Source organism: Blastococcus sp. SYSU DS0617 (genome assembly GCF_054051075.1).
Window position 1 is genome coordinate 72,851 of sequence record NZ_JBJHAO010000009.1, and the last position, 12,599, is coordinate 85,449.

10 protein-coding genes are annotated in these 12,599 nt (G+C 76.1%); 2 read left to right on the forward strand and 8 right to left on the reverse strand.

All coding sequences use genetic code 11. From position 1 onward, the window contains the following. Nucleotides 1–7: 7 nt before the first annotated feature. Nucleotides 8–907: a DUF2510 domain-containing protein gene (locus ACI793_RS11865; protein ID WP_456606570.1), complete on the reverse strand. Its 900-nt coding sequence runs from the start codon at nucleotides 905–907 to the stop codon at nucleotides 8–10. A 56-nt stretch (nucleotides 908–963) separates the two neighbouring features. Between ACI793_RS11865 and ACI793_RS11870 the strand changes: the two genes are divergently transcribed. Continuing rightward, complete coding sequence (locus ACI793_RS11870; protein ID WP_456606571.1) at nucleotides 964–1,734, forward strand: putative protein N(5)-glutamine methyltransferase; 771 nt, start codon at nucleotides 964–966, stop codon at nucleotides 1,732–1,734. A gap of 3 nt (nucleotides 1,735–1,737) precedes the next feature. Here ACI793_RS11870 and ACI793_RS11875 read toward each other — a convergent pair whose 3' ends face one another. Together ACI793_RS11875 and ACI793_RS11880 are read right to left on the reverse strand one after the other, a co-directional pair. Beyond that, nucleotides 1,738–3,147: a M20/M25/M40 family metallo-hydrolase gene (locus ACI793_RS11875; RefSeq protein ID WP_456606572.1), complete on the reverse strand. Its 1,410-nt coding sequence runs from the start codon at nucleotides 3,145–3,147 to the stop codon at nucleotides 1,738–1,740. Beyond that, nucleotides 3,144–3,509 (reverse strand): hypothetical protein, encoded by a 366-nt coding sequence (locus tag ACI793_RS11880; protein ID WP_456606573.1) that lies wholly within the window; start codon nucleotides 3,507–3,509, stop codon nucleotides 3,144–3,146. The genes ACI793_RS11875 and ACI793_RS11880 overlap by 4 nt, the downstream gene beginning before the upstream one ends. Nucleotides 3,510–3,893: 384 nt before the next feature. On the opposite strand from ACI793_RS11880, the gene ACI793_RS11885 reads away from it, so the two are divergent. Then, nucleotides 3,894–4,745: an alpha/beta fold hydrolase gene (locus tag ACI793_RS11885; RefSeq protein ID WP_456606574.1), complete on the forward strand. Its 852-nt coding sequence runs from the start codon at nucleotides 3,894–3,896 to the stop codon at nucleotides 4,743–4,745. Nucleotides 4,746–4,752: 7 nt separating this feature from the next. On the opposite strand, the gene ACI793_RS11890 is transcribed toward ACI793_RS11885, so the two are convergent. From ACI793_RS11890 to ACI793_RS11910, 5 genes are all read right to left on the reverse strand, one after another. Continuing rightward, nucleotides 4,753–5,238 carry a GNAT family N-acetyltransferase gene (locus tag ACI793_RS11890; RefSeq protein ID WP_456606575.1) on the reverse strand — a complete coding sequence of 162 codons (486 nt, stop codon included), beginning with the start codon at nucleotides 5,236–5,238 and terminating at the stop codon, nucleotides 4,753–4,755. A 47-nt stretch (nucleotides 5,239–5,285) separates the two neighbouring features. After that, nucleotides 5,286–8,597, reverse strand: coding sequence for an ATP-dependent helicase (locus ACI793_RS11895; protein WP_456606576.1), 3,312 nt, complete (start codon nucleotides 8,595–8,597; stop codon nucleotides 5,286–5,288). Further along, nucleotides 8,594–11,785 (reverse strand): ATP-dependent helicase, encoded by a 3,192-nt coding sequence (locus tag ACI793_RS11900; RefSeq protein ID WP_456606577.1) that lies wholly within the window; start codon nucleotides 11,783–11,785, stop codon nucleotides 8,594–8,596. Before ACI793_RS11900 ends, ACI793_RS11895 begins: the two co-directional genes overlap by 4 nt. Nucleotides 11,786–11,844: 59 nt before the next feature. Then, complete coding sequence (locus tag ACI793_RS11905; protein ID WP_456606578.1) at nucleotides 11,845–12,009, reverse strand: hypothetical protein; 165 nt, start codon at nucleotides 12,007–12,009, stop codon at nucleotides 11,845–11,847. Nucleotides 12,010–12,103: 94 nt separating this feature from the next. Next, the gene (locus ACI793_RS11910) at nucleotides 12,104–12,583 is read right to left on the reverse strand and encodes a GNAT family N-acetyltransferase (RefSeq protein ID WP_456606579.1); all 480 of its coding nucleotides are present in this window, start codon (nucleotides 12,581–12,583) and stop codon (nucleotides 12,104–12,106) included. Nucleotides 12,584–12,599: the final 16 nt, after the last annotated feature.

Below are 12,599 nucleotides of genomic sequence, written 5' to 3' on the forward strand. Positions count from 1 at the left end.
ATGCCCCTCAGAGCACGTCGACGGAGTCGATCAGCCGGTCGATGACGCCGTAGAGCTCGGCGTGGGTGTTCGGGATGGAGATGTAGAGCAGCGCGGGCGCGGGGCGGCCCACGTCGATCAGCAGCAGCGCGGCCCGCTCCCCGGACGCGTCGTAGCCCTCGACGTCCCAGGAGAGCTGGAACTCGATGACGTGCGCGGCGTGACCGTCCACCGTCAGCGGCTCGTCGCGGAGGATGCGCCGCTCGTTGGGGGCGGGGTAGTAGTTGCCGCGCACGCTGTCGGCCAGGGTCGCCACGGTCGTGGGCAGGCTGCCGGGGCCCGACCAGCCGAAGCCCTCCGCGACCGGCCCGGACGTCACCTGGGCGATGAACTGCCCGAGCGGGGTCTCCTCCTGGGTCGTGAAGTACTGACCGGCGACGGTCGTGGTCTCGTAGGCGAACTCCCTGTCGTACTCCGACCAGCCCGTCCCGAGGTAGGGGTAGGCGATCCCCGCCGACTCGTCGACGATCCGGACCGTCCCCGGCGCGAAGCTCGGCCCCGACGGCAGCTGGCTCGTCGGCGGGGGCAGCGCGCTCCGCCCGGCGACGGCGTCGTCCTCTCCTCCCCCACCGCTGAGGACGAGCGCCAGGACCACGGCGACGACGACGCCGAGCACCCCGGCCACCATCCACGCCGCGCGCCGGGGTCGCCCGCGGCCGGGCTCAGCAGGGGCCGACCACGGTGCGGGCTGCGGCGCAGCGGGGCGTTGCGGGGCGAGCACCGGCGAGCTCTGGACGGCGACGCCCGGGCCGGCCGGGGTGGCGACGTCCGACCACGCGGAACCGCTCCACCAGCGGACCATCCCCGGCGTGCCGTCGGGGTCGGCGTACCAACCCGGGGGCGGGGTGGGCTGCCCGGACGAGGTCACGCCCGCCACCCTAAGCCGCGCGCGTAGCGTGCCGGGGACCGTTCGAGGGAGGCCAGGTGGACGTCGTACCGGCGCCGTCCGCGGTGGTCGACCGACTGCGCGCGGCCGGCTGCGTGTTCGCCGAGGACGAGGCGGCGCTCCTCGTGGCCGCCGCGGGGACACCGGCGCTGCTCGACGACCTGGTGGGACGGCGGGTGTCCGGCGAGCCGCTGGAGCACCTGCTGGGGTGGGCCGCCTTCGACGGGCTGCGGATCGCCGTCGACCCGGGCGTCTTCGTGCCGCGCCGGCGCACCGAGCTGCTGGTGGACGAGGCCGCCGCCCTGGTCCGGCCGGGCGCCGTCGTCGTCGATCTGTGCTGCGGCTCGGGCGCCGTCGGCGCGGCGCTGCTGGCCCGGTCCCCCGGGCTCGTGCTGCACGCCGCCGACCTCGACCCGGCCGCGGTGCGCTGTGCCCGGGCGAACCTGCCCGGCGTTCGCGTGCACGAGGGCGACCTGTTCGCCGCGCTGCCCGCGGAGCTGCGCGGGCGGGTGGACGTGCTGGTCACCAACGTCCCCTACGTGCCCACGCCGGCACTGGCACTCCTGCCGCCCGAGGCCCGCGACCACGAGCCGCGGGTGGCTCTCGACGGCGGGGACGACGGGCTGGACGTCGCCCGGCGGGTGGTGGCGGGGACCGGCGAGTGGCTGGCGCCCGGTGGCTCGCTGCTGTTCGAGGCCGGCGAGGTGCAGGTGCCCGTCGCCGTCGCGGTCCTCACGGCGGCCGGGCTGGCCCCGCGGGTGGTCACCGACGACGAGCGGGGCGCCACCGTCGTCGTCGGCACCCGCTAGCTGCTAGCGCGGCAGCGCGGCCAGCTCCCGCCAGAGGTGCGCCGCTGCCTCTGCGCCGCGGTGCAGCATCGGCAGCAGCACCCGCTCGTTCGGCGAGTGGATGCGGTCGGTGGGCAGCCCCGCGCCCAGGAAGAGCAGCGGCGCGCCGAGCACCTCCACCAGGTCGGCCTCCGGACCGCTGCCGCCCTCGCGGGTGAACAGCACGTCGGCCGGATCGGTGTCGAAGGCCTGCCCGATGGCGCGCAGCAGGGCGTCCATGGCCGGGGAGTCCAGGTCGCTGGCGCACGGCGACACGCCGCCGGGGGGCGTGTGCACCTCGGCCACGATGCCGTCGGGCACGTTCGCCTCCACCCAGGCGCGCAGCTGCGGGCCGACGTCCTCCGGGCGCTGGTCGGAGACCAGCCGGAACGTCACCTTGGCGTGTGCCTCCGCGGGGATGATCGTCTTGTGCCCGGGGCCGGTGTAGCCGCCCCACATGCCGTTGACCTCGGCGGTCGGCCGGGCGCCGGTGCGCTCCAGCGTGCTGAAGCCGGCCTCGCCGGAGGTGGCCCGCGACGCGGCCGGGCCGGCCAGCCAGGCCTGCTCGTCGAACGGCACCCGGCTCATCAGCGCACGCTCGCGGTCGGTCAGCGGGCGCACCTTGTCGTAGAAGCCGGGCAGCGTGACCCGGCCCTGGTCGTCGTGCAGCTTCGCCAGCAGCCCGGCCAGCGCGTGCAGCGGGTTGGGGACCGCACCCCCGAAGGAGCCGGAGTGCAGGTCGACCGCGGGGCCGCGCAGGGTGATCTCCGCGTCGGCGAGCCCGCGCATGGCGGTGACGGCGCTGGGGACGTCCGGAGCGGCCATGCCGGTGTCGGAGACGACGACGACGTCGCAGCCCAGCCGGTCGCGGCGCTCCTGGAGCAGCGCGGGGAAGTGCGGCGAGCCGGACTCCTCCTCGCCCTCGATCAGCAGCTTCACGGTGACCGCGGGGGTGTTCCGGCCCGTGGCCGCGAGGTGGGCCCGGATGCCGAGGAGGTGGAAGGCGACATTGCCCTTGTCGTCGATCGCGCCGCGGGCGTGCAGCTCGGGGCCGTCGGGTCCCTCGACCACGGTGGGCTCGAACGGCGGGTGCTCCCACAACTCGGGCGGGTCGACCGGCTGCACGTCGTGGTGGCCGTAGACGAGTGCGACGGGGGCGCCGGTGTCGGCGCTGGGCCACTCGGCGAAGACCGCGGGCGCACCCGGGGTCGGCCAGATCTCCACGGTCGAGAAGCCGGTACGCCGCAGCGCCTCGGCCAGCCATTCGGCGCTGGCGGCGACGTCGGGTGCGTGCGCCGGGTCGGCCGAGATCGACGGGATGCGCAACCACGCGTCGAGATCGCCGTGCAGGTCGTCGAGGTGGGCGGAGACGAACGCGCGTTCCGGACTGGTCACGACCCCCGACGGTAGTGGCGGGCCGGGACCCGCCGCTGACCGTGTCCGGCCGCCGCTCGCCGCTCCGGGGCGGTGAGCCAGCGAAGGACGCCGCGCTCGACGGCCTCGGCGACCGCGACGGCGGCGAGCTGGAGGCCGCCCCACAGCACGAGCACCGTCCATTCCTGTCCGGCGAGGGGCGCCTGCATCGAACCCAGTTCGTGCAGGACCACGGCCAGCAGGACCGAGGACAGCAGCGACAGGGCCACCAGCGCGTTCGCGGCCCCGATCCACACGTTCGGCCGGGACCGGGTCATCGTCGCCTGCCGGCGCAGCCCGCGGTAGCAGACAACCCCGTAGCCCAGACCCAGCACGGCGCTCACCGCGAGCAGGTCCAGGGCCTGCCATGTGGGGGCGACCCCGCCGCGCCATCCGGGTCGCGACCGCCACGGCCTGCCGGCCGCCGGTGCCGGTGTCGCCGACGGCGGCGAAGGTGAGCCGGTCGGGCGTCGTCGTCCACGCCCGGGGACGCAGCGCCAGCTCCGGGGTCCGCCCGGGGACCAGGTCCTCGCGGCCGAGGAGCGGCCACACCTCCTGCGCGAGCACGCCGCCGGCGCCGGCCGCCCCGCCGACGCCCGCGGCCGCGGCCGCGGCGAGCAACTGCCGTCGGATCAGGGACATGTGGGGTGCAACGAGGAAGCGGACCCCGGACGTTTCCGCGGGACCGGGCCGACGCGGCTCCGACCGCCGACCGTTAGCGTCCAGGCATGGCCGGAGAACTGCTGCGCACCGACGTCGGCGACCTCACCTTCGACGTCCGCGTCGACGGACCCGAGGACGGGCGGCCGGTGCTGCTGCTGCACGGCTTCCCGCAGACCTCGGCGTGCTGGGCGGCGGTGACCCCGCTGCTCACCCAGGCGGGCCTGCGCACCTACGCCCCCGACCAGCTGGGCTACTCCCCCGGCGCGCGCCCGGCCGACGTGGACGCCTACGCCATGCAGAACCTGGCCCAGGTGACGGCGGACCTGATGACGGCGCTGGCCATCCCCGTGGCCGACGTGGTCGGGCACGACTGGGGGGCCAACGTCGCGTGGACGCTGGCCGCCTGGCACGCCGACCGCGTGCGGTCGCTCACCGCCGTGTCGGTGCCGCACCCGGCCGCGTACACCGCGGCGTTCCGGGTCGACCCGGAGCAGAAGGAGCGTTCGGCCTACATCCGGCTGTTCTGGCAGCAGGGCAAGGCCGAGGAGGTGCTGCTGGCCGACGACGCGCGCCGGCTGCGCCGGATGCTGCTGGGCGCCGACGGCGAGACCGGCGTCTCCCCCGAGGCGGTGGACAGGTACGTGGCGGTGCTGTCGGCTCCGGGCGCACTGACCGCGGCGCTCAACTGGTACCGGGCGATGAGCTCGGACACCCGCGTGGACACCGTCGAGGTGCCGACGACGTACGTGTGGAGCGACGCGGACGTCGCGATCGGCCGGACCGCCGCGGAGGCGTGCGAGCAGTTTGTCAGCGGGGACTACCGCTTCGTCGCCCTGCCGGGCGTCACGCACTGGATCCCCGAGCAGGCACCCGAGCAGCTGGCCGCCGCGATCCTGGACCGGGTCGCCTCGAGCTGACCCTGGCTCAGAGCAGCTTGTAGTAGCGGACCAGCGGCAGCGGGGTGAAGCCGGCCTTCTCGTAGGCCGCACGGGCAGGGGCGTGGCCCGGGTCCCCGCCGGTGCCGATGACGGCCAGCCGGGCGCCGTGCTCGCGCATGCGGTCCTCCGCGAAGGCGATCAGGTCGGCGGCGATCCCCCGGCGCTGGTGCTCGGGGTCGACCGCGATCATCTCGATCTCGCTGCTGTCGGGTTCGTCCTCCTGCCGGTCGTGCACGATCGCGACGAAACCCACCGCCCGGCCCTCGTGGTCGGCCACCCAGGCCGGCATGGCGTCGTCCCGGCAGACCCGCTCCACGGCGGCCGCTTGCATGGCGCTCCAGTCGGGATAGAGGTTCCGGTAGATGCCCTCGCCCAGTGCGCGGCGGAAGGAGTCGAACACCGGCGCCCACGCCCGGAGCGAGAGGTCGACGACGGTGGCGATGTCGGGCTCGGCGAGGGGGCGGATCGTCACGGGCACGGGCTCACTGTCCCGGGCCGGTCAACCGACTTCCGCCGGCCTCAGGTGCCGGCGCCGGTCACCAGGTCCAGGAGCGCCTGCTCCCCGAGCAGATCGACCGGGCGGACGGTGAGCCCCTCGGCGACGTGGTGGAAGCCGGCGCTGACCTGCTCCACCGGGACGCCGGTGAGCCGCGACCAGCCCAGCCGGTAGGCGGCCAGCTGGACCCCCGCGGCGGCGAGCTCGGCGCCCTTCGGCGGCGGACCGGTCTTCCAGTCGATGACCTCGTAGCCGCCGTCCTCGCGCAGGAAGACCGCATCGATGCGGCCGCGCAGGGTCAGCGGGCCCAGCGGTGTCTCGAAGGGCACCTCCACCTCGAGCGGCTGGCGGTCGGCCCACTCGCTGTCCAGGAACGCCGCCTGCAGGAGCCCCAGCTGGGCGTCGGGGGCGGCGAACTCGTCACCGGAACCGGGCAGCTCGTCGAGGTCGACCAGGCGCGCGGCGCCGAACCGCTCCTCGAGCCAGGTGTGGAAGGCGGTGCCCCGGCGGGCCTGCGGGGCGGGCGCGGCCGGCATGGGCCGGCGGAGCCGGCGGGCCAGCTCACCGGGGTCGCGGCGCAGGGTGACCAGCGCGGAGACCGACAGGTGCGAGGGCAGCGGCACGTCGACCGTCGGGCTGGCGTGCCGGGCGCGCTCCCGCAGCAGCAGGTCGGCGTCCCGGACCCAGGAGGCGACCAGCGGGTCGTCGTCGCCCAGCGACCGCTCGGGGTCCAGCGGATGGGGAGCCGCCGACTCCACCAGCTGGGCGGCCGCGCTCAGCGCCCGGCGCCGGCGGGCGGTGAGCGGGTCGGCCGGCCAGACGCCGATCGGCCACTCCTCCAGCGCCGGGTTCGTGGCGCCCTCGTCGGGCGCGGGGGCCCACTGCACGACCTCGCCGGCGCCGTCCTCGCAGGCCTGCCTGGCGGTGTGCAGCAGCACCGACGGGCCGCACGGGTTGACCCCGTCGCGCCACCAGCTGCCCGAGCACAGCAGCAGGTGCCGGGCGCGGGTCACCGCGACGTAGCCCAGCCGGATCTCCTCGTCGCGCCCGAAGTCCTTCCAGTCCTGCACGTACTGGTCGAGGGCGTCGCGCACCGCGGCCTGGTCGCCGGAGCCCGGCACCGGGAGCTTCAGGGCGGGCAGCTCGGCGCGGTCGGTGAGCCGCAGCTCGGCGGGGACCGCGCCCGGGTCCTTGATCCAGGAGTCGCTGGCGTTGCTGCGCGCGGGGAACTGGTCGACGGTCATCCCGGGAACCGCGACGACGTCCCACTCCAGGCCCTTGGCGGAGTGCCCGGTGAGCAGCTGCACGGCCTCCGGGTTGACCGCCACCTCGCCGGGCTCCAGGCCGCGCTCGCGTTCCTCCGCGTCGCGCAGGTAACCGAGGAACGCCGGCAGCGACGGCAGCTCGGCCAGCTCGGTGAACTGCGCGGCGACGCCGTGCAGGGCGTCGAGGTGGGCGCGCGCGCCGGCCGGGCTGGCCTCGGGCGCGCTGGCCAGCTCGGTCTCCAGTCCGAGGGTGCGGGCGACCTCGTCGACGAGATCGGGCAGCGACTCCCCCAGCCGGTTGCGCAGGTGCGCGAGCTCCGCTCCCAGCCGGCGCAGCCGCCGGTGGCCCTCGGGCGAGTACTGACCCGCGTCGCCGAGGTCGTCCAGTGCCTCGACGATGCTGCCCCGCTCGACCGGCGCCTCGACGCGCGGCTGCTCGCCCTCGCCGTCCGGACGCGGTGGCCGGCGCGCGTGCACGAGCGCCCGGGCGCGGGCCTCCAACGCGGCGAGGTCGCGCGGGCCGATCCGCCACCGGGCGCCGGTGAGCAGCCGGCCGAGCGCGTCGCCGGCGGTCGGGTCGACCAGGACGGTGAGGGTGGCGACGACGTCGGACACCTCGGGCACCTCGAGCAGCCCGCCCAGGCCCACGACCTCGACGGGCAGACCGCGCTCGCGCAGCGCGGCGGCGATGCCGGGCAGCTGCTTGCGGGTGCGGGCCAGCACCGCGACCGTCGGCCGCTTTCCGTCCCGCCGGGCGACGAGCGGGTCCTCGTTCGACCAGCAACGGGCCAACCGGTCCGCCAGCGCCGCGGTCTCCTCGGCGATCGTGGCGTAGAGGCCCACGGTCACCGCTCCCCGGCCGGCCGTCGGGGCCGGGGCCAGGTCGGGCAGCGGGTGCTCGGGCGGCGGGAGCATCGCGGAGACGGCGTTCGCGACGGCCAGCACGCTGTCGTCGTTCCGCCAGCTCGTGGCCAGGGTCAGCCGCTGCGCGCGCTTCGACCCGCGGCCGGGGAAGGTGCGGTCGAAGCGCTCGATGGTGCCGGCCGACGCGCCCCGCCAGCCGTAGATCGACTGCCGCGGGTCACCGACTGCGAGCACGGCGTGGCCGGTGCTCCCGCCGAAGAGCGCCTCCAGCATGCGCAGCTGACCGACGCTGGTGTCCTGGTACTCGTCGAGCAGCACCACCTTCCAGCGGACGCGCTCCCGGCGGCCGACCTCCGGTGCGGTCACGGCTATGCGGGCGGCGTGCGCCACCTGGTCGGCGTAGTCGATGGAGCCCATGGCCCGCTTGCGCGCCTCGAACGCCTCGACCAGCGGGAGCAGCGCCACCCGCGCCCGCTGCCGGGCCAGCATCTCGGTCACCGCCGCGTACGGCCCCCGCTTCTTGGGCGCGTCCGCGTAGCCGGCAATCTGCTGCTCCAGCTTCGCGGTCCAGGCGCGCAGGGCCGCCGGGCTGACGTCGTGCTCGCCCATCTCGGCGGCCAGCGCCAGCACGTCCTCGACCGTGGTCAGCGGGGTGAGCGGGACGTCGCTCATGTCGCCCGTCCACGCCGACACCACGGTGGCCGCCTGGCCCCAGCACATCGCGGGGCCGAGCACCCCGGCCCCGGGCTCCACGCCGATCCGCAGGCCGTGCTCGGCGACCAGCGCCGCCGCGTAGCCGTGGTAGGTCGAGACGGTCGGCTGGGCGACGGCGAGCCGCTCGCGCAGGTCGGGCTCGGTGTCGGGATGGCGGGCCAGCGCACCGAGCCGCAGGTGGACGCGCTCGTTCAGCTCGCTGGCCGCCTTGCGCGTGAAGGTCAGCCCGAGGATCTCCTCGGGCGCCACCACCCGGTTGGCCACCAGCCACGAGACGCGGGCGGCCATCGTCTCGGTCTTGCCCGACCCGGCGCCGGCGACCACCACGAGCGGTCGGTCGGCGGGCGCCTCGACGACGCGGGCCTGCTCCGCCGACGGCGCGTAGGAGAGACCGCACCGGGCGGCGACCTCGGCCGGGCTGAGCAGCCGGCGCGGCGCGGCGGGTGCCTGGGCGGCCTCGGTCAGCAGGTCGTCGAAGGACAGCTGCGTCATCCGGTCACCTGCCGGCCGCGCTCGTGCATCGGGCAGCTGCGCCGGGCCGGGCAGCGCGAGCAGTGGCTGCCGGTGCGCACCTCGAAGGTGGCCGCGCCCATGCCCTCGCCGACCTCGGTGATCAGCTCACCGGCCCAGGTGGTCGTCACCGGCACGTCGGCCGGCAACGGCTGCTGGTGCTGCTCCTTGGCCTTGGCCCCCGTGCCCACCTGCAGCAGCGCCGCTCCACCGGGGACGGCGCCGTGCTCGCCGAAGCCACCGGCGGCCACCGCCACCTGGTAGGCGGCCAGCTGGCCGTGCTCCTCGGTGTTCTTCGCCGTCGTCTTCCCGGTCTTGAGGTCGACGACGACCAGCCGCCCGTCGCCGTCCCGCTCGAGCCGGTCGACCTGGCCGCGCAGACGGGCCCGGCCGACGGCCACGTCGAAGTTCTCCTCCACGCCGACCAGTTCGCGGTCGTTGGCCGCGTGCCAGCGCAGGAAGCGGGCCAGCATGTCCTGCGCCGCCTGCCGCTGCCGCTGGTCGGCCCAGCCCGGCCCCAGGTCGAGCTGGTCGAGCTCGCCGTCCAGCGCGGCGGGCGCGTCCCCCGGAGGCAAGCCCTCGGCGACCTGCTGGGCGACGGCGTGCACCGCCGTGCCCACCGTGCGGGCGGAGTCCGGCGAGGCCTCGGCTCCGACCGCGCCGAGCACCCAGCGCAGCGGGCAGCGCTGGAAGGTCTCGATGTGCGAAGGGCGGACGCGCACCTCGTCGTCCTCGGGCACCAGGGGGGCGTCGTCGGAGAGCGCGGCCAGACCCCACCAGTGGCGTGGCGACGCTCCGGGCACTCCCTCGTCGGCGAGCCGGCGCAGCACCGAGGCGGCGGCCGACCGGCGGGGTGCCGGGGTCTCCGGATCGGTGACGGCGCGGCGCAGCTCGGCGACCAGCGCCGGCAGCGTCAGCGATCGGGGCAGTTCGGTGAGCGCGCGTCCGTCCTCGGGGGGCGGCTGCACGAGGTCGAGGAAACGGGAGGCGGTGGCTCCGGCGTCGGCGCCGTCGAGAGCGCCCTGCACCGCGCTGACCAGCAACCTCCGGCGAGCGCGGGTGACGGCGACGTAGAACAGCCGGCGCTCCTCGGCCAGCGCCAGCGTGCGGCGGTCGACGACCGCGCCGTCGATGCCGGCGGCCCGCTCCACCAGCACCTCCGCGCCCAGCAGCGAGGAGCGCTCGCTCAGGTTGGGCCACACGCCCTCCTGCACCCCGGCGACGCAGACGAGGTCCCACTCCAGGCCCTTGGAGGCGTGCGCGGTGAGCAGCCGGACGGTCTCGCCGGCCGCCGCGCGGGCGGCGCCGGTGTCACTGGGCAGCTCCTGGGCGGACAGGTGGGCCACGAAGGCGCGGACGTCGGCCGAGGGCAGCCGGTCCACGAAGCCGGCGGCGGCGTCGAAGAGGGAGACGACGGCGTCCAGGTCGCGGTCGGCGACGGCGCCGGGCGGTCCGCCGGCGGCGCTCGCGCGTGCCCACTTCCCGGCCAGTCCGCTGCTCTGCCACATGGCCCACAGCACGTCCTCGGCCGTACCGCCCTGGGCCAGCGCCAGCCGACCGGCCGCCAGGACGTCGGCGACCCGCCGTGCCGGCCGGGCGACGTGCTCGGGCAGGGCCTCCAGCAGTGCGTCGTCCTCCAGCGCCAACGCCAGCGAGGCACCCCGCTCGGCCGCGTCCACCCCCTGCCGGGCCAGCGCGACCCGCACGGCGCGGCGCAGCCGGCGCAGGTCGAGCACGGTCGCGCCGCCCAGCGGGGAGGCCAGCAGCGCCTCGGCGGCCGGCTCGTCCAGGCCGGTGGCGATGCCGTCGCCGGGAGCGGTGGCCGGCCGCGGCAGCAGCGCGGTGAGTGCCCCGAGGAACGGGGCGACGGCCGGCTGCCCGGCCAGCGCCACGTCGTCCGACGAGACCGCGACCGGGACGCCGGCCGATGCCAGGGCACGGCGCAGCGGGCCCAGTGCGACGGCGGTGCGGACGATCACGGCCATCTGCGACCACGGGATGCCGTCGAGCAGGTGGGCGCGCCGCAGCCGGTCGGCGAGGTAGGCGGCCTCGATCGCGGCGGAGCCGAAGACGTGCACCTCGGCCGAGCCGGGATCGGCCGTCCCTCCCGCCGTCAGCCGGCGGTGCTCCCACGGGCCGGGCAGGCCGTCGGCCACCTGCCGGCTGATGCGGAGCAGCTCGGCGCCCGACCGGCGGGACACCCCCAGCGAGACGCGGGCCGCCGGGCGGCCGTCGGTGTGCCGGAACCGGTCGGGGAACTCGGTGATGCCGCGCGGCTCGGCCCCGCGGAAGGCGTAGATGGACTGGTCCGGGTCGCCGACGGCGACGACGTTGCCGCCGCGCCCGGCGAGCAGCGCCAGCAGCTCCACCTGCGCGGGGTCGGTGTCCTGGTACTCGTCCACGAACAGCCAGCGGGCGCGTTCGCGCTCCTGGCGCAGCAGCTCGGCGTCACCGTCGAGCTCGGCGATGGCCTGCCGGACCAGCTCCGCCGGGTCGTAGCCGGACGCGTCCCCCCGACCGAGGGTGGAGAAGGCGGTGACCGCCTCGTACTGCTCCTGGAACGCCGCCGCGTGCACCCAGTGCTCGCGGCCGGTCTCCCGGCCCCACGCGGCCAGCTGCTCCGGGACCACCCCGCGCTCGGTGGCCCGCAGCAGCAGCTCGCGCAGCTCGGTGCGGAACCCCGCGGTGCCCAGTGCCGGGGCCAGGTCCGCCGGCCAGCGGACCGCGCCCTCCTCCTCCACGTCGCCGCGCAGCAGCTCCGCGACGACGGCGTCCTGCTCGGCCGACGTCAGCAGCCGCGGCGGGGCCTCCCCGCGCAGCAGCGCGGCCCGGCGGAGGACGCCGTAGGCGTAGGAGTGGAGGGTGCGCGCCAGGGGCTCGCGGATCGTCTGCGCGACGCGGGTGGTGATGCGGGTGCGCAGCTCCGCGGCGGCCTTGCGGCTGAAGGTCAGGACGAGGATCTGCTCGGGGTCGACGCCCGCCTCGATGCGGGTGGCGACCGCCTCGACGATCGTCGTCGTCTTCCCCGTGCCCGGACCGGCGAGGACCAGCAACGGCCCCGCCGGGTGGTCGACGACGGCCTGCTGCGTCGGGTCCAGGCGGGGCGCCGCCTGCGCCGGCCGCTCACCCGGCACCAGCCGGTAGACCGGTGCCCCTCCCCCCTGTGCCACCTCTCGATGGAAGCACGCCGGACCGACAGTTCAGGGACGGGCGGGAGCGGCGCTCCGGTTCAGGCGAGAGCAGCCTCACGCAGGCCGGCCTCGAGCATCAGGTCCGTCGCGGTGGTCAGCCAGCCGGCCACCTGCAGCAACGGCCACGCGCCCTCGTCGTCGAGGGACGCCGTGGCTGCGACGAGCCCGGCCTGGGCCACCGCTCGGCACGCGATCGCGTTCATGGATCGGTAGTCGGCATGCGAGTCGCGGAGCTATAGGAATCGGCCGGAAATGGTCCGGACGAGGTAATCGGACACGCGCCCGACATGCGACCGGTCAGCGCGCGACATCCCGGAGCTCGAGGATCAGCGTGCCGGGTTCCGCGGGTGGGGGTGCGGGGACGAACCCGAACCGCTCGTAGAGCCGCCGCGCCGGGTTGCCCTCCTCGACGCTGAGGCTCAGTGCCAGCAGCGACCGGCGCCGCGCCTCCGCCACCGCGGCACCCACCAGGGCCGCGCCGAGTCCGGCGCCGCGGTACCCCGGCAGGATGCACACGCTGAGCTCCGGGACGCCCGCCCGCACGAAGCCGTAGCCGGGGGCTTCCGGCGGGAAGCGGGTCACCCAGACGACGCCGGTCGGCTCGTCCCCCTCGGTGGACACCACCCCGAACTCCGGTGCCGCCCTGTAGTACCCGGCCAGGTGCGGATCGGCGTCCACCTGCGCGACGGTGAACCGGGGACCGCTCCAATCGAGGTTCAGCCAGGTCGCCACGCGGAGCAGGAGCCGGTCACCGTCGTCGAGAGGTCTGGTCGGCACCGGCCGACCCTGCCAC

What these genes read in the sequence shown, in the direction of transcription:
- ACI793_RS11885 (WP_456606574.1), top strand. Translation starts at nt 3,894, where the DNA reads ATGGCCGGAGAACTGCTGCGCACCGACGTCGGCGACCTCACCTTCGAC.
- ACI793_RS11895 (WP_456606576.1), bottom strand. Translation starts at nt 8,597, where the DNA reads ATGACGCAGCTGTCCTTCGACGACCTGCTGACCGAGGCCGCCCAGGCA.
- ACI793_RS11905 (WP_456606578.1), bottom strand. Translation starts at nt 12,009, where the DNA reads ATGAACGCGATCGCGTGCCGAGCGGTGGCCCAGGCCGGGCTCGTCGCA.